This is a genomic window from Sinomicrobium oceani, assembly GCF_900119185.1.
Taxonomy (GTDB): domain Bacteria; phylum Bacteroidota; class Bacteroidia; order Flavobacteriales; family Flavobacteriaceae; genus Sinomicrobium; species Sinomicrobium oceani.
On the sequence record NZ_FPJE01000006.1, the window covers coordinates 1 to 16,658 of the forward strand.

The window sequence follows — 16,658 nt, forward strand, 5'->3', positions numbered from 1 at the left end:
TTTTAAAAAAGCAGCGAACTCCTTTGTCATACGAGTGCCCTGCGCTACTAAATTCCAATCTCTTTCAACCACATGTCCACTATCCTGATCCAACCACCTCCTGCGCTTAACATGTAAAAAAACACGATGTCCTCGTAAGGGAAAATCTTGAATGGTAATCTCTTTATGGAAGCCCTTAGACATTAACCGACCGAAAGAGTTCTCTTTTGGAGGGGTGTTACGCTCCTCAAAATAAAGATGCATGACTTCACCATGCTTTTCGCTTTTTATCAAATCAAAGTAATCAACCAGGAAAGAGGGCAAAACCATTTTTATAAAGTCAAGATAATTGTCCAAGGTGCTTTTTTTACAAAGATCGAACCTTTACGCCAATTTCCCCACAACTTTTGAGATTGATCCTTTTAAACCCGGATTCTTCAACTTCACTTTTTTGAGTATCAAAATATTTATTTGGGACTTTTCCCGGCTTTACGTGTGTAGTTATAAGATGATTATAGCAATCAAGAACCCAATCTTCAATCGTAAAATCTATGAGAACCGTCACTAAAATTTTATGTCTGTCCCTGTTATGCCTGTTTGTTATGGCTTGCCAGGAAGATGATGAAGACCCTACGCGCGAATTATTGCTGGAGACCGGGGAGATAGAGCTCAGTCCGGGAAGTTCGGCAGAAATAGAGGTGGTATCCGGCTTCAGAAAAATTACCGCACGTTCATCTAACGAAGATATTGTAAAAGCTGAGGTTGTGGATAACGTAATACGGCTGACCGCCCTGGAATTCCGGGAGTATGCCGAAGTTATTGTTTACGTATCGGATGGTCTTCTCAGCAGGACGAGTCTCTTGGTGCGCGTTGCCAATTTCGGAGGGTTGCGTGTAGCACAGGAAAAAGTGGTTTTACCACAGCTGCAAACGACAGATACCCTACAGGTTACAGGTCTTAACAAAGGTTATGCCATAACAGCGTCGGAACCCGGAATTGCCGAATTTTCCGTTGTGGGAGACCAGCTGGTCATTAAGGCAAGAAAGCGCGGTAAGACCGTAGTGACTATAGAAGATAAGTACTCTGGAAGTGCGCAGGTGGAGGTAGACGTGGAAGGAGCGAAAATGTCTCTTGATTTTGGAGACCGGATTTTCGGGTATGCAGCTTTTGATGAAATAGCAGTTGTGGATAAGTCTGTCCGGAGTCTGCAACAAGTCACTTTTGAAATGACCTGTAAACTCGATGGATACCGGGGTCTGCAAACCTTTATGGGACTGGAAGGACAATTGATTGTACGGGGAAAGAACGACGATTACCGGGAAGATCACCCTATACAGATCGCCGGGCTCGGCGACAGGATTATGCTCGAAAGCACGCGTAGTTTTAACCTGCATGAATGGTTGCATATAGCGCTGGTGGTCGATTGTTCGCAGGCTGCGGTAGAAGATCAGTATACGCTTTATATCAATGGAGTACAGGACCCGCTTATTATACGAAGGAACGAAGAAACACACCGGCAGATCGACCTGGCTTCGAGCAATGACGGAAACCGTTTTGTTATTGGAAGAGCTTATGGGCAGGACTGGCGGGTGATTCGCGGTATGGTTTCGGAAGCCAGGGTTTGGACCGTAGCCAGGACGGCAACACAAATAGCCGAAAATCAATGTGAGCTGAAAGAAATGTCCCCGGAAGGGCTTCTGGCTCACTGGGATTTTTCCTCGGGGGTGTCGACAGACCATATTCCCGATATCAGCGGAGGAAAATACGCATCGGATCTTAAGCTGTCCGATGCACGGAAAAACGGCATGTACTATCCGATGACCGTCCCGAAGGAGCTGTTCTTAACCGAAACCTGTGAATGATAACCCCTTAATCTGCTTATGTTATGAAAAAAAGTTTTTTTAAGTATATCGTCGGAGGATGCCTGACGTTGTGTATGGTATATTCCTGTAATGATCAGGAAATTTCTGAGCCCGATGACCCTGCTTTGGGAGCTGTCCAGGGAGTTTCCGATCTGAAGGTAGAACGTAACGGACAGGAAGGAGAAGTGATCCTCAGCTGGAAAAATCCGGACGATCCTTACCTGGCTAATATCGAACTTTCCTACTTCGAACGTTCGGCAAAAGACGAGCGTACGGTGTTGCTGCTGGATGCCGGGAGCGGCGAACAGATGACGTATACGTTGGATATGGAGACTCCTGAAATTTATAACTTCGGACTTACCGCACTGAACATGGCCGGAATGAGGTCGGAAGAAATGATCGCCGGGCTGCATACGGCAGGTGAAAATATCTGGATATCCAGGGCGGATACCCTGATGCAGGCGATTGTAAGCTTGTATCTCGACGGAAAACCACGCGATATATGGAGTTCACAGTATCCGCAGGGTGGCGGTTATTGGGACGGCGCAGCCGTCATCTGGGGGCACGGCGCAGCTTTTTCCGGGTACACGGCGTTTAAACATGCCACGTGGAATGTCCCTGAACTTAAGGCTGAAGTCGAGGAAAACTATGATGAAAGGTTACTTACAGCTATCGACAAATTCAGGAACCGAAGAAACGGTGGACCAGAAGCGTATGCGGTGTATCCCGGGGAAGGAGACGAACGTTATTATGACGATAATATATGGATAGGAATAGATATGGTGAGTTTGTATATACTGACCAATGATGCGAGATACCTGGAAAGGGCGGAGATCGTATGGAATTTTGTCCAGGCAGGAACAGACGATATTATGGGAGGTGGTGTGTACTGGAAAGAAGGTCAGAAATCCAAGCATACCTGTTCGACAGCCCCTGCGGCCGTACTGGCGGCGAAGCTGTACGAAGCTACGGGGGAAGAGCATTATCTGACCAGTGCCAAGGCTTATTACAGCTGGGTAAAAGAGCTATTACAGGATCCGGCCGATTACCTGTACTGGGACAATGCAAGGCTGTCCGATGAAAACGATCCGGATTCCGGTATAGAAATATCTACGGCAAAGTACTCCTACAATTCAGGTCAGCCTATGCAGGCAGCGGTATTGTTGTATAAGATCACCAATGAACCTCATTACCTTACGGATGCGCAGCACATTGCGGAAGCCGCCCATCAGCGGTGGTTTACCCCGTTCCAGTCTCATATACTGGACGAATCGTTTAATATTCTGGAACCCGGGCATGTCTGGTTTCAGGGAATTATGCTCCGGGGATATGCCGAACTCTACCTTGTGGATCACGATGATACGTATATCGAAGACTACAGGAAGACCCTGCAGCATGCCTGGTTGTCCGATGCGCGAAACCCGGATACTAATCTTATCAATGAAAACTTCAAAGGGACAACAACCCAGGATAGCTGGGAGATCCTTCATCAGGGAGCGATCGTAGAAATGCTGTCCCAATTGGCCCTGCTGGATGCGGATTAACAGGATTACAGTGTATTGATAAAACAGGATTTACCGGGATAATGGAACGTCAAAATCACGTATCCCGGTAAAAAATTGTTAAAACAGACACCATTTTGTTATAGGAATTAAATTTTTAGGTGTAAAATATTTCCTGTTTCGGAATTATTACTTAGTTTCGTGTAATCGATTGCATTGTTTGTTTTTTATAATGAAAAGAAAATTTTGTTGAGCTGTTTTAATAGCTGCTACCCGTACTAACTAAAACCTGAACTATGAAAACCAAAGTTTTGGACTTCTTTCGGCTGACCTGCCTTGTCCTTGTCATTTTCCCGGTAAGTATTCAATCCTGCAAACCGGAGCACAAAGAAAAAAAGAGTGTTCCTGAGGTTGCAGACCCTGCCGATGCTATTATTAAAAACATTCGGGTACCCGAGTTTCCCGATACCGATTTTAATATTACCGATTTCGGCGCCATAGGTGACGGGACAACCTTGAATACCGATGCTTTTAAAAAAGCCATAGCAGCCTGTAATGAAGCTGGGGGAGGAAAAGTGATCGTGCCGTCCGGTAAGTTTCTTACCGGCCCCATACATCTCAAAAGCAATGTAAACCTGCATACCCTATCCGGTGCCGTTATTTTGTTCAGTAAAAATCCGGAAGATTATCTGCCTGTCGTACATACCTCATACGAAGGTGTGGAATTGATGAACTACTCTCCGCTGATCTATGCGTACGGACAGGAAAACATCGCTGTTACCGGAAAGGGTGTATTCGACGGTCAGGCCGGAAAGACCAATTGGTGGCCCTGGTGCGGGAGTGAAAGATATGGTTATCAGGAGGGGCAGCCCCATCAGCGGGATGATAAGAACCTGCCCCGGTTGCGAAAAATGAATAAGGAGGGCACGCCGGTTTCCGAAAGGATATTCGGGAAGGGGCACCAGTTGCGACCTACCTTTTTCGAACCGTTCGAATGTAAAAATGTACTGGTACAGGGGGTAACCTTTACCAATGCCCCGTTTTGGGTGATGCATCCTATAAAGTCCGAGCATGTCACTGTAGACGGAGTTACCGTAAGCAGCCACGGTCCGAATAACGATGGCTGCGATCCGGAGTACAGCAAAAACGTACACATTAAAAACTGTATTTTTGATACCGGAGACGATTGTATTGCCATTAAATCGGGAAGAAATGAAGACGGGAGACGGGTGAATATTCCCAGTGAGAACATCGTTGTGGAAGACTGTGAAATGAAAGACGGGCATGGAGGTGTTGTTATGGGCAGTGAAATATCTGCAGGCGTACGAAATGTTTATGTCCGGAATTGTGTTATGGATAGTCCCAACCTGGACAGGGCCATCCGGATAAAAACCAACACCCTCAGAGGGGGATTTGTCGAAAATGTTTTTGTCGAGAATATCAAAGTCGGTCAGGTTAAGGAGGCTACCTTGAAGATTAATACTCACTATGCCATTTACGATGCCCAGGAAGGGAACTATATTCCGGAGATCAGAAACATATACCTGAAAAATATTACGGTGGAGAACAGCGGGAAGTACGGAGTGCTGATAAGAGGTAGAAAAGAAGCAAAAGTAGAGAAGATTATCCTGGAAAACGTTACGATTACCAGGGCAGATTCTGTAATGTCCGTAAAAGATTCGGAGCCTGTAAAATTTCTGAACGTTACGATTAACGGGGAGAAAATGAAAGAGGAATAAGGATGTATATATTTGATATCCGCACAGTGCGACGGTTTGAATCGAACGACATTGTAAAGTATTTGCTTTTTATCCTGTTTTTTACGCTTTGTGGGATACTTTCGCAGGCACAGGAAAAGATCACGCCCTATAGGGAAATTGTTGTTGCCAAGGGGGGTAGTGCCGATTTCAGGAGTATAGCTCAGGCCATACAATCTACCAGGGACCTGGGACCTGGTTTTGTGAGGATTACCATTAAAAAGGGAGTTTACGAGGAAAAAATCGTTATCCCTGACTGGAAAACGCGGATAATACTCAGTGGAGAGGACCGTGAGGAAACGATTATTGTAAACAGCGATTTTTCCGGGAAACACAATCCCCTGACAGGTGTGAAGTTCTCTACATTCAACTCGTACACGATGCTGGTGGCAGGAGATGATTTTATTGCAGAAAACCTTACGGTGAAAAATGCATCCTGCGGAGAAGGGCAGGCCGTGGCACTGCATGTGTCCGGTAGCAGGGCGATCTTCAGGAACTGTAATATCGTAGGGTGCCAGGATACGGTTTACGCTTCCAGGGAAGGGAGTTTACAATATTATGAAGATTGTTATATCGAAGGAACAACCGATTTTATTTTCGGAGAGGCTACTGCCGTATTCCGCAATTGTACGATAAAAAGTACCGGTAACTCTTACATTACCGCAGCGGCAACTCCCCGCGGTCAGGAATTCGGTTTTGTTTTTATGGAGTGCGCTCTGGAAGCCGCGCCGGGGGTAGGTGCCGTTTTCTTAGGGAGGCCGTGGCGTCCTTACGCCCGTACGGTATTTCTCTCCTGTACGCTCGGTCCTCATATTGTACCGGAAGGCTGGGATCCATGGACCGGCGACAAGATGTTCCCGGCTAAAGAGAAAACCGCTTTTTATGCGGAATATGGGAGTGTAGGGGAAGGTTCGGATGTTTCACAAAGAGTGGCATGGAGTCATCAATTGCATAAACGCCAGGCCCGGATATACACCCTGAAAAACATACTGAAAAGTACAAAAGAAGCCGGTCCCTGGTACGATCGTATTCCCGATTGAAGTGTTTCCGAACCCCGTAAAATAAGATGCTGACGCCGAATGTAGCAGGTTGTGTCACCTCGAAATTTTTAGAAAGGAAAGCCTCGGAAGCCCTCGGAAACATTGTAAAATGCACTATCTTGCTACCATGAAAAAGATAGTGATTACCTTGTTGCTCTTTACCGTCTGGGGTAAGGGGATTACCCAGCAATTACACGATGCGGGAGTAGAACTACTCGAAGAAGGATTTATTTACGATGAAGCTCCATTTCCGCAATGCCATTCTTCCACCCTGGTGGGCATGGACAACGGCTCCATCATGGCAGCATGGTTCGGAGGTACGCACGAGAGGCACCCGGATGTGAGTATATATACGTCTGTTTATGACGGCAGCAATTGGTCGGTGCCCGTAAAAGTAGCCGATGGCGAGGTCTCCGATTCACTTAGATATCCTGCATGGAACCCGGTATTGTTCAGGAATAAAACCGGCACGCTATTCCTCTATTACAAGGTAGGACCTTCTCCCAGCGAATGGTGGGGATTGTACAAGACCTCCGATGATGACGGTAAAAGCTGGTCGGAGAGCAAAAAACTTCCCGAAGATATACTTGGACCTATAAAGAACAAACCGATAGTTCTGGAAGACGGCACTATTATAAGTCCCTCCAGTACGGAAGACGGAGAACTCTGGAAAGTACATATGGAAATCTCCGGGGACGGAGGGTTTACCTGGAAAAATATTCCTGTCGATCACGGGTCGGCATACAAAGCCATACAACCTACCTTGATTGTGCTTGGCAATGGTACGATTAAAGCCTTGATCCGCAGTGACCAGAATGTAATACTGCAAAGCGAAAGCAAAGACAACGGAAAGACCTGGTCTGTGCTTGAGAAAAGCGATGTCGCTAATCCCAATTCGGGTATAGATGCAGTAACGCTTGACAACGGAAAATATCTCTTGGTCTACAACCCGATGCTTGCGGGAGAGAACTGGTGGGAAGGGCGAAGCAAACTCAATCTCGCATATTCGGAAAACGGGAAGCAATGGAACGACATCTATGTCCTGGAGAACGAAGAAAAAGGAGAATTCAGTTACCCTGCAATCATACAGGCTCCCGATGGTACGGTCTACATTACCTATACCTATAACAGGGAAAAAATCCGTTATGTAAAGCTCCGTATGAAGGAGTGAGGGCGGTTATTCCTTAACTATAATAATTTCAGGGCGCCGAGGGCTTCTTCGATGTGGTTCCCGGCGTTGACCAGATCCCTGAATTTGTGAACGACCCTGCCCTTGGCATTGATAATAAACGTTTCTCTTCCGGTGAGAAACAGCACGTTTTTGATCCCGAATTGTCGTAGTACCTCATTATCCGGATCGCTTAACAGCGTGAACGGAAGATCGTACTTCTGTTGAAATTCTTTGTGACTTTCGGTACTTCCGGAATTGATACCGATGACACGTACCCCGGCATCTGTAAAAGCTTCGTAATGGTCCCGGAAAGCACGGGCCTGTCGGGTACATACGGGACTGTCGTCTTTGGGGTAAAAATAAATGACCCCTCCGTTTTCTCCCAATGCTTCGGGGAGATCAACAGGATTTCCGTTTTGGTCCTTTAGAGTAAAAGAAGGTATAAGATCTCCTTTTTTCAAAGATTTTCCTGATCTTTCGAACAATGCCATGATTGAGATGCTAAAATTTATATTCGTTTTCCACTGTCTTTTGTAAAGATAGGAAGAATTTCCGGACATTAAAAAATGTACGTTTTTTGGCACTTATTATATAAAAAGCGGTAAATAACACATTTTTTTTTACGTTCTCCTTTTATCTCTTTAAATTGGGACCAAAGCCGGAGAACGAACATGAAACACGTTGTGATTATCGGTGGCGGGGCCTGCGGTTCGGCTGCACTTATCGAACTACTCATTCAGAGTATAGCCAAAAAGCTGGAGAACCATGTACGCTATACGCTTATAGAACGTAGTGAACGTATTGGTTACGGAGTGGCTTTCGGAACACCTCAGAAATCCCACCTGTTAAATACCCAGGCCGACCTTATGGGAATATATGCCTACGAACCCGAACATTTTGCCGTTTGGTTACGCGAACACGGTGGTAAACATAGAAATGATGTAAAAGGAGAAGGAGAAGAGGAAAACGCCTATACCAGCCGCATTCTCTACGGTCATTACGTAGCGGAAGAAGTTGGTATCACGATTAAAAAGGCTGAAAAACACGGGATTTCTGTTGAGGTGATACACAGTGAAGCCATCACCATAGACCGCGATGATAAAGAACAGCTGCATATAACACTTGCAAACAAGGATGTGATCATTGCCGATGAGGTACTTCTCGCTCCCGGTACTCCGAAACCCAATTCGTTCAAAAACCTTCGGAAATACGATCAGTATATAGATTTTCCATGGCCCGCACATCGTTTGCTCGAAAAGAGCCGTAACGAAGAACATGTTGGTATATTAGGAACGAGTCTCAGTGCTATAGATACCGTGATGACCCTGGTAGACAACGGGCATACCGGCCAGATTACGATGTTTTCCCCGGACGGTATGTTGCCGCGGGTTCAGCCCGATCAAAACAAAGAGGTAGAGCGTCATTACCTGACGCTGGAGAACCTGCATCGGTTACAACGAGAAAACGGACACCGCCCTACGGCCAAGGAGTTATTCCGCCTGTTTATCAAAGATGTAGAAGCCGTTGAAGGCCGACAACTGGACTGGAAAGGGATGAACCGTCATGCCAGAGATCCTTACCCGTTGTTGCAAAAAGATATTGAGATCGCCGAATCGGGAGGAGATACCATCCTGAATATGGCCTACGACCTTCGCTATGAAGCCTCGAAGGTATGGAGCTGGATGGATAAAGAACAACAAATAATGTTCAGTAGTTGGCTCGGTCGGCACTGGACGGTAACCCGCCATGCCATCCCTTTGTACAATGCAAAAAAGATAGCTTCTTTAATGGAGCAGGGAAAATTACAGGTTGTAGCCGAAAATGATCAGGTGGAATTTGATGAACAGAGTAAGCAGTTCCGCATCCGTACCGGAAAGGGAGAGAACTATCATACCGATTGCCTGGTGAATGCTACCGGAAGTGCTTCAAAACTGGAAGAAATGGATAATGTTTTAGTAGAAAATCTTTTGCATAAAAAATATCTGGAACCTTACGCATTGGGAGGGGCAGTGATAAACCCCCATACGATGCAGTGTATTTCAGAAAAGGGAGGAAGCCATATTTATGGTGTAGGACACCTTGTCAATGGTATGCTGATGGATGTTAATGCCGTATGGTTCAACGTAAAGACAATTTCCAGGCTGGCCACGGAGATTTTATTTAAAATTACCCGGGATGAGTGCATTTAAATCCCTTTACTTTACCTTACTACCTTATCTGTGTTTTATACCTGTCGGATATATTCTGAGCAAAAACAAGATCATTCCGAAAGCGTACATCAATAAACCGTTGCTTTTTCTCTTTCTGCCGATATTGGTTATCGATAAGGTTCTGGAGGCCAATGTGTCTAATATAGCCATACTGGCCGTAATTTCTTTTTCCCTCTCCTTTCTGATGCTCGGCCCGGCTGTTTTTGTACACCGAAAACTGGAGTCGCACCTGAATATCAATATTCTGAAAAGCAGTTATGCCTATTTCAACGTTGCCTTTTTCGGTATTCCGGTTGTCACAGCCCTGTTCGGAGAAGAAGGGATAACCGTACTGATCTGTATATATATCGGCTCCGCACTTTACGGTAATATTCTGGGATATATTCAGGTGGCCAAATCGAGATTTACCACCCGTGAGGCTGTCAGAGAAGTGTTTAAGGTCCCGTTTATTTACGCCATAAGCCTTGCTGTCATCCTGAAGGTATTCCAGGTAGAGCCCCCGGAAATTCTCGGTTCGATAACCAGTGTGTTAAGTGTTGTGGTGTCTGTAGCCGGAATGACGATCATAGGGATGAGCCTGACGACCATAAAATTCCGGTCGGTCTCCTGGAAGTATTATGCCCGGATATTAGGAGTCAGGGTGTTGGCGGCCATACTTATCGTAAGCGGTTTACTGTGCCTGGAATATATTCTTATAGATGGTCTGAACAGTGAAGATCGACAGGTCATGGCACTCATTTCACTTTTTCCCATAGCCGTAAATCTTGCCGTTTTTGCTTCGTTCCTGAGATCCTGGGAGGAAGAGGCTGCACTACTGATCCTGTTTTCTACGGTAATGTCGCTGGTATTGGTACCTGCGGGGGCCATGTTACTGCAATACCTCACCGAACAGGGAGTACTGTGATAGTGGCTTGATAGCGATAATGCGGGCATCGGAAAGTTGTTATGGTGTGGTCTGTGTCCACCTGGGTTTTTCCTTCAGAATGTCTTCGTAGACCGGGCAGCTTTCGGCGTGAGCTCCCGGCAGGTATCCTGTGCTCATCAGGAATTCATTGACGATTTCGCCGCCTGTAAACTTAAACGTCTTTTTGAATAACTTCATCCATTCCTGTAGTGGTTTCGGATGATGGTGATCCAGCCATTGCTCGAAAGAACCGAATTCTTCCTGCAAGAGCAGGATACTTTTGGCATTTTCGATAGCAGCATTCACTTTGAGCCGGTTTCGTATAATACCGGCATCACAGAGCAGTCTTTCCCGGTCTTTTTCCGAATAGGTCGCAACTTTTTGGATATGAAAATTATCGTAGGCTTTCCGGAAGTTAGCTTCCTTTTTAAGAATAGTCTCCCAGCTCAGTCCAGCCTGGTTTATTTCCATGATCAGTCTTCCGAACAGCTCGTTATCGTCATGGATAGGAAAACCATAAAGGTTATCATGATAATTTTTATGCAAACTTCGTCGTGGTTCGGGGAGCGTATCGATATGAAAGCAGTAAGACATATTCTTTGGTTTTTGCCATGGTTTTGAAGGGTGCAAGATACGAACCTGCGGGTGTAGTATGGTAGAAAAAATCTCGTTTTTTCATATAGAACTGTCAGGGCTTACCAGTAGGTGCCGGTCAGGAAGGTCATACGTATAAAAGTAATAACGGTATGTTCCGAAATTTGTAATGCCGCTTCCGGGTCGGTGAATTCTTCATTGTCGATAAAGACCAGGAAAAGCCCGTCTTTAAAAGCAAGCATAGCATTTTCCAATGCCTTTTTTTCATCGGCCGGAGTAATATTGGAAATGTCTCCGAACCCGATTTTACCCGTTTCGGATTGTGTGCCTATTTCAGCCGGCCCCAGAAATGGGCTCAGTACGATCTTCGTCCGCTGTTCGTTATAGCGTTTTACTTCACTCCGGATGCACTCGGTGATAAGTCCGGACAGCGTTTCCGGATATTGGTCTACCGGAAATGCTACTGTCTTTATTTTCTTTTTTCCCAATTTCTTCAGTTGAAGGCTGAGTTGTGGCATACGCTCTTATTTGTTGATTTGTGTCAATATGGTGGGGTCCTTGATCTTGTTATCTTCGGCGAGTAATTTCATCTTGGAGATGATCTCTGCCGATTTGGGGTCATCATCTATAAAAGGTAGAAAAACTCTTCCGCGGTGCTGGCTGTGAACCGGGATAATGGACAGTTGCAAACCGTCTTTATACACCATGCCACTACCCAGGTGAATGCTGTAATCTCCCAGTTGGCCTCGGATCAGCAGATGTCGTTCTTTAACTTCCACATGGTCTAATTTAAACAGGCGGGCAGATTCCCTGGCCAGTACAGCACGCATTTTCATCGTACTGTGGCTCGCTTCCGGATCGACTTCGCCGACATGTGCTACGCTGACAACCAGATCGATATCTCTCATAACTTCACTAAAGATCACCGGGTTGATCTCTGCTATCGGGACTTCATGATAATCCTTGAGGTTCAGGAAGCAGACTTCTTCCAGGGTCGGCGCCTCCACATCTGAAGGCGAATACCAGTCGGCCATGGCGTATAAGGTGGCCATAATCCCGTATCGGTGAAATACCTTCTGTAACCCTTCTTCATAATTTACAGTCCAACCCCGGGATCGTAACAGGGCAATGGTCTTTTGAGGCTGGATCTGGTGCCCTTGGTACCTTTCGGATCGCGTACGTTGTTCCAGTTCGTTTTGTGTAGGCAGGTAAAGCTCGCGGAATACCTGTTTGAAAGGCTGTACGATGCCGAGATCAAACAGATGTTTCTGGTACAAGTCCCACTGTGCTGTATCATACAGGTGTACCGGGTGAGCTATGATAAGCAAGTCGTCATCCCCGAGAGGAATACGGTTACCCGAAGTATCTCTTAACCCTCCTTCATCCCAGAAACCCGAAAGTTGTTTCGCTTTGTTAAAGAGTACCAACGTACTCAACATCGCTTTGACTACGGGATGTTCCATGATTCCGGTAATTTCATCGATTGTAAAGGCATCTTCCCTGACCATAGCGTTTTCCAGCGATTCCCGGGTGCGCGAATACTGTTTCCTGAGGTAGACCTTATGCTCTTTGAGCAGCAGTATATCTTTGTCTTTTTTATACCTGGCCGGGATGGATTTCTGTTCTTTACCTTTTTTGGTCACTGTAATAGCTGCTTTGCCTTCAGGGGAAACAACCAGCTCGATTTCTGCATCCTCTTTCTGTATGCTGGCGTTTGCCATGATTTTTTTTACGGCTTTTGCTTCCATGGCCCAGCTAAAGCGAATCCGGTCTTCATAGCCTGCATTCCTCGCGAGATTGTCCAGTCCGATCTCTACGGCATTGGCCTCGCTGGCCTGTCTTTGTGCACCAAACTGTTTGCTTTCTTTGAGAAATGTCTGTAACAGGTCGTAACGCTTCAACAGGTCATTTTCCGGATTGACTTTACTTATGGGGATCAATCCGAGTGCCATCACATAATCTTTGTCTCTTTTATCGGTGATTTTTTTCAGGGTCTCCCGTATTTTGGTCTCCCCGAGAAGTACGGACGAATAGATCTTCACCCTTCGGTATCCCATACCGTCAGACAGGTATTTGGCCGATTCGTGCAGGAGTTTCCAGTTGGTTTTACCCAAGGTACTGTAGACCCTCCGGAACCAGTTTATATCAATGGCTCCCCGGACAAAATCGTTTTTCGGAATGTTCGAATACCTGGAAATAACCGTTTCTTTTTCTGCGGTCATATAATCTGTGGTATGTGCCAGGAACCACCATACCGCCTCCCCGAGATCTTCTATGTTCAGGTAATCTCCCAGCCAGTCGGCCCATTGCGTAGCAAAGCAGGCGACTTCTATGCTTCTTTTTCTGGAGAGTTTCAGAGCATCCATTACCGTGCTGAAATCGGCGAATGTTTCGTCTTCCGAAGGTGTCGAATGTTTGAGCAGGTGGCTGAAGTTCTGTGTACGTGTCCGGTGGTGGTAGTAACTGTTACCACGTTCCAGCTTGTCTGTTTTCATGCGTTGCATGATGTCGTAAAAATAATGCGTGCCCTCGATGTGGTGAAAACTCCGGATGTATGGGGATACTTCGGTTTCCAGGTATCCCCGCTGTAGTTCGACACTAAGCATCTGTGCTTTGAGTGGCCTTAAGACATCAGGACGTTTTATATGTTTGAAACGGTTTTTCAGGTAATTCGTGCCGCCGTCCAGGTAATAAAAGAACTGCAGATCAATAAGCGCGGTCAGTAGCAGATCGGCTTCCGTAATGTGTTTTTCGTGATACAGTTTCAGCGTAATTTGCAGCGGGAACTGGTCATAATTCCGGTGACGGTCGGCGCTGTGCAGTTTGGAGACGGCAGGAATAATTTCACGAATATCGGTGATCTTTGTAGCAGTGCTTATTTCATGAGCCATCAGGTATTGTTGTATCTTCCAGAAACGAAGCTGTTGTGCTATAGACAATTTCAGGACTTCATGTTCGTAAATACCGAAGGCTGCCTGGGGCAGTTTTCGAAACTTGTAATCATCGTTCGGAAGTAAATCCGGGGGGTCGGAAGCCATCATATCCTCAAGGACATCCAGTTTAAAAGCTCCTATCATTTCGATATCTGCAAAAGCGTCGATGAGGACAGAAAGCAGGAAGGACATTTTTCCGAGTACAGGGTCGGACTGGTACTGACTGACCTGCGGTTTCAGGTGAAGGCCTTTGATATCCGGGATATAAGCACTCATAAATTGTGCTCCTTCCTTGGTAAGTTGCCAGCCCTGATAAGGATACTGTAATTCCTGACAACTATGCAGGCATACCATGAGTTCAATATCGTTCAGTGTACTGCTTGTATACCACGCTTTCCAGATGTCTGCCAACGGCAGATGCCGGAACCTTTCTTTTGGGGAAAGCTCATACATGTGATCCTCGCTATATACATAATCGAATCTTTGTGCAAGCAAGGTCGTGACGATTTTATCCCGGTATCCCCTGATCCTGTACTCAAAGTCCTTGTTTTCACTGAACAGGGCAATCAGTTTGTTCAACTGAACAACAATGTTATCCCTGTCGATCAGGTTTTTGAAGAGAAAATTATCCTTCTTTCTGAGCAGAGATAAGCCTCCCGAACGTTCGAATTTCTTTTCCGGGCCGAATAATGGCGTGAGGTTTTCATAATCGATAATTCCGAAACCGTTGGCAAAAGAGAGTTCGTTATTGCGATCCTCGAGTTTATCCATAAGTACCGCTTCGTTTTTGCTCAGGGTTCTCTCCCGGTAACGGTCGGTTTGCTCTTTGACAAATCCGGGAAACTGCTTTTGTTCATGCAGTATCGAAAGCAATTCCAGTCCGGCCAGGCGTTGTGGCAGCCGTGAAGCATTCAAAAGGTTTGTCACCCGCGTTTTCAGGATGTTTTCGGGCTGTTTCAGCATAGCATCTATACTCCCCGAACGAATGAATTTACTTTTCCGTCCCAGCAACTGTTCCAGGATATCGAGTTCTTCTTCGTAGAGTTCCATTTTTCCGAACAGGATCATACCGGTAGCCGAAACCGCATCGCTCCTGTCTTGTATCGCCTGTTGCGCCACCGACCGTTTCCAGTTTCCTTCAGGTGGGTTGAAAGCGGTGTCGTTTTTATTGTTATTGTACCGGCTTGAGTAGGTGTAGAATTCCGGAAAAACGCTACGCATATATAATTCCCTTACTTCCGAAGGCAGTGATGCCAGATTTGTTCCGAGTTTTTCAAGCTGTTCTTCGGAAGCGTTCTGTATGAGAAAACGATAGAAATACCCGGGGCCTATCTTGTATGTTTTCCAGGAGAATCCGGTGCCGGAAAATGTTTTTCCGTCCTTGGGCAGGTGCTCTGCCCGTTGCTTGATCTTTTCAAAAAAAGTATCGTTAAGCTTAAATTCTGGAGTATTCATCAGCATCCAGTAATCCAGTTCGGGATCTTCTCCGAAGTTTTCTTCGGCATACTTTATAAGCTCATTCCGGGTGCGTTGGGTTTCATAAATGAAAAACAGAGCTACCAGCTTTTCGTCTTTCGAAGCCGTATTGCCGAATACTTTGTCAAAAGCTATTTTGTTCGCCTCATCTACATCGGTAAGTCCTTTAACCCAGAAGGCAATATAGGCTTCAAGGTGATCCTTGCTTTGGGCCGCAGCTAAAATATTTTCCGGGGTTCGTAACAGGTTTGATGCTGTAGAAAGAATACGTTTTATCGTCGCTTTTTTCGGAGCCTCCCACCCAAAGCCAAACCAGGTATCGACTGCTCGTATCACGCTGCTGAAACGGTATAGTTCTTCTTCCAGGATAAGGTCAATGATGTATAGTAATGCTCCCGTCGAGGTGAAATCGAGAGTTTCCAGGATGGTCTGCCGAAGCCCTTCCTGTCGTTGCGCTGCGAGGAGCAGGTTACCCACCGGTTTCCAATGTGTGGGATTTTCGGAGATCAGTAAGGCTTTTATGATCTCCGAACTGACAGAGCCGATCTCGTCTTCCCCGTTTATAATATCTTGCAATATGGGAAAAAAAGTAGCTCCATTGTGCCGTAATAAAAGCGTAAATAATAAGGCATGACCCGGATATTGCATGTGGAACGGACAGCTGTAACGTATCTGGTCTTCGAAGGGGATCATAGCAAATCCGTCAAATCCGGAGGCGTATAAATTTTGCAGGTGTTGTAGTTGTACCTGGTTGTAAGCCACCGAAGGAATACTCCGGAAAGGTCTGCGATAATATCCGTTCTGGTAGGGTAGTGTCAGGGCCAGTTCCCATAAACTTTCGATAAAAGGTGCCCTGATATTTCCGAAGAGTAAAACCGCAAGCCGTTTTCCTTCCTGCGTTTTCCAGGGGTTAAAGGCGGGGTCATTACTTACATGAGCAGTATAAAGCCTGATAACGGCGGTGTTTCCGTAACGCTCATGGGTGAGCCTGGAAATGATCCTGCCGAGTACCTGGTATGGTTCGGAAAAGGATGTAAGGTCTTTTTCAGTGATCTTTATTACCGGTTGAGAATTCAGATATACCCGGGCCTGCTCTCTGCTTATCATGACTAAAAGTATTGTTTGTTTAAGGCAAACTTATGATTTTGAACGTCACAGTTACCTCCCTTAAATCAGTGATTTCACCATTTTTAACATTTTTACAAAATCCCTGAGTTGGGGGATGGTTTC

At 45.9% G+C, this 16,658-nt stretch carries 12 protein-coding genes; 7 read left to right on the forward strand and 5 right to left on the reverse strand.

Features of this window, described 5'->3' with window-relative positions:
• Positions 1–336 (reverse strand): ISAon1 family transposase N-terminal region protein (locus tag BT112_RS06495; RefSeq protein ID WP_139276031.1); only part of this gene is annotated, 336 nt, incomplete at its 3' end.
• A 194-nt stretch (positions 337–530) separates the two neighbouring features.
• On the opposite strand from BT112_RS06495, the gene BT112_RS06500 reads away from it, so the two are divergent.
• The 5 genes from BT112_RS06500 to BT112_RS06520 all read left to right on the forward strand — a co-directional run bounded on the left by BT112_RS06500 (position 531) and on the right by BT112_RS06520 (position 7,311).
• Complete coding sequence (locus BT112_RS06500; protein ID WP_083564812.1) at positions 531–1,841, forward strand: LamG-like jellyroll fold domain-containing protein; 1,311 nt, start codon at positions 531–533, stop codon at positions 1,839–1,841.
• 23 nt (positions 1,842–1,864) lie between these two features.
• Positions 1,865–3,385 (forward strand): glycoside hydrolase family 76 protein, encoded by a 1,521-nt coding sequence (locus BT112_RS06505; protein ID WP_072316555.1) that lies wholly within the window; start codon positions 1,865–1,867, stop codon positions 3,383–3,385.
• Positions 3,386–3,639: 254 nt separating this feature from the next.
• Complete coding sequence (locus BT112_RS06510) at positions 3,640–5,082, forward strand: glycoside hydrolase family 28 protein (RefSeq protein WP_072316556.1); 1,443 nt, start codon at positions 3,640–3,642, stop codon at positions 5,080–5,082.
• 2 nt (positions 5,083–5,084) lie between these two features.
• On the forward strand, positions 5,085–6,140 hold the full coding sequence (locus BT112_RS06515) for a pectinesterase family protein (RefSeq protein WP_083564813.1): 1,056 nt from the start codon (positions 5,085–5,087) through the stop codon (positions 6,138–6,140).
• Between the two features lie 127 nt (positions 6,141–6,267).
• The gene (locus tag BT112_RS06520) at positions 6,268–7,311 is read left to right on the forward strand and encodes a sialidase family protein (RefSeq protein ID WP_072316557.1); all 1,044 of its coding nucleotides are present in this window, start codon (positions 6,268–6,270) and stop codon (positions 7,309–7,311) included.
• 17 nt (positions 7,312–7,328) lie between these two features.
• Here BT112_RS06520 and BT112_RS06525 read toward each other — a convergent pair whose 3' ends face one another.
• Entirely contained in the window at positions 7,329–7,802 is a 474-nt protein-coding gene (locus tag BT112_RS06525; RefSeq protein WP_072316723.1) for a peroxiredoxin, read from the reverse strand.
• Between the two features lie 180 nt (positions 7,803–7,982).
• On the opposite strand from BT112_RS06525, the gene BT112_RS06530 reads away from it, so the two are divergent.
• Positions 7,983–9,500 (forward strand): FAD/NAD(P)-binding protein, encoded by a 1,518-nt coding sequence (locus BT112_RS06530; RefSeq protein ID WP_072316558.1) that lies wholly within the window; start codon positions 7,983–7,985, stop codon positions 9,498–9,500.
• On the forward strand, positions 9,487–10,425 hold the full coding sequence (locus BT112_RS06535) for an AEC family transporter (RefSeq protein ID WP_072316559.1): 939 nt from the start codon (positions 9,487–9,489) through the stop codon (positions 10,423–10,425). The genes BT112_RS06530 and BT112_RS06535 overlap by 14 nt, the downstream gene beginning before the upstream one ends.
• Before the next feature lie 39 nt (positions 10,426–10,464).
• Here BT112_RS06535 and BT112_RS06540 read toward each other — a convergent pair whose 3' ends face one another.
• The 3 genes from BT112_RS06540 to BT112_RS06550 all read right to left on the reverse strand — a co-directional run bounded on the left by BT112_RS06540 (position 10,465) and on the right by BT112_RS06550 (position 16,535).
• The gene (locus BT112_RS06540) at positions 10,465–11,019 is read right to left on the reverse strand and encodes a DNA-3-methyladenine glycosylase I (RefSeq protein ID WP_072316560.1); all 555 of its coding nucleotides are present in this window, start codon (positions 11,017–11,019) and stop codon (positions 10,465–10,467) included.
• Positions 11,020–11,120: 101 nt separating this feature from the next.
• A complete protein-coding gene (locus BT112_RS06545; protein WP_072316561.1) occupies positions 11,121–11,537 on the reverse strand; it encodes a hypothetical protein in 417 nt (138 codons plus the stop codon).
• Positions 11,538–11,543: 6 nt separating this feature from the next.
• Complete coding sequence (locus BT112_RS06550) at positions 11,544–16,535, reverse strand: DUF4132 domain-containing protein (protein ID WP_072316562.1); 4,992 nt, start codon at positions 16,533–16,535, stop codon at positions 11,544–11,546.
• Positions 16,536–16,658 lie beyond the last annotated feature (123 nt).

What these genes read in the sequence shown, in the direction of transcription:
- BT112_RS06505 (WP_072316555.1), top strand. Translation starts at nt 1,865, where the DNA reads ATGAAAAAAAGTTTTTTTAAGTATATCGTCGGAGGATGCCTGACGTTG.
- BT112_RS06550 (WP_072316562.1), bottom strand. Translation starts at nt 16,535, where the DNA reads ATGATAAGCAGAGAGCAGGCCCGGGTATATCTGAATTCTCAACCGGTA.
- BT112_RS06520 (WP_072316557.1), top strand. Translation starts at nt 6,268, where the DNA reads ATGAAAAAGATAGTGATTACCTTGTTGCTCTTTACCGTCTGGGGTAAG.
- BT112_RS06535 (WP_072316559.1), top strand. Translation starts at nt 9,487, where the DNA reads ATGAGTGCATTTAAATCCCTTTACTTTACCTTACTACCTTATCTGTGT.
- BT112_RS06515 (WP_083564813.1), top strand. Translation starts at nt 5,085, where the DNA reads ATGTATATATTTGATATCCGCACAGTGCGACGGTTTGAATCGAACGAC.
- BT112_RS06540 (WP_072316560.1), bottom strand. Translation starts at nt 11,019, where the DNA reads ATGTCTTACTGCTTTCATATCGATACGCTCCCCGAACCACGACGAAGT.
- BT112_RS06545 (WP_072316561.1), bottom strand. Translation starts at nt 11,537, where the DNA reads ATGCCACAACTCAGCCTTCAACTGAAGAAATTGGGAAAAAAGAAAATA.
- BT112_RS06510 (WP_072316556.1), top strand. Translation starts at nt 3,640, where the DNA reads ATGAAAACCAAAGTTTTGGACTTCTTTCGGCTGACCTGCCTTGTCCTT.
- BT112_RS06530 (WP_072316558.1), top strand. Translation starts at nt 7,983, where the DNA reads ATGAAACACGTTGTGATTATCGGTGGCGGGGCCTGCGGTTCGGCTGCA.
- BT112_RS06525 (WP_072316723.1), bottom strand. Translation starts at nt 7,802, where the DNA reads ATGGCATTGTTCGAAAGATCAGGAAAATCTTTGAAAAAAGGAGATCTT.
- BT112_RS06500 (WP_083564812.1), top strand. Translation starts at nt 531, where the DNA reads ATGAGAACCGTCACTAAAATTTTATGTCTGTCCCTGTTATGCCTGTTT.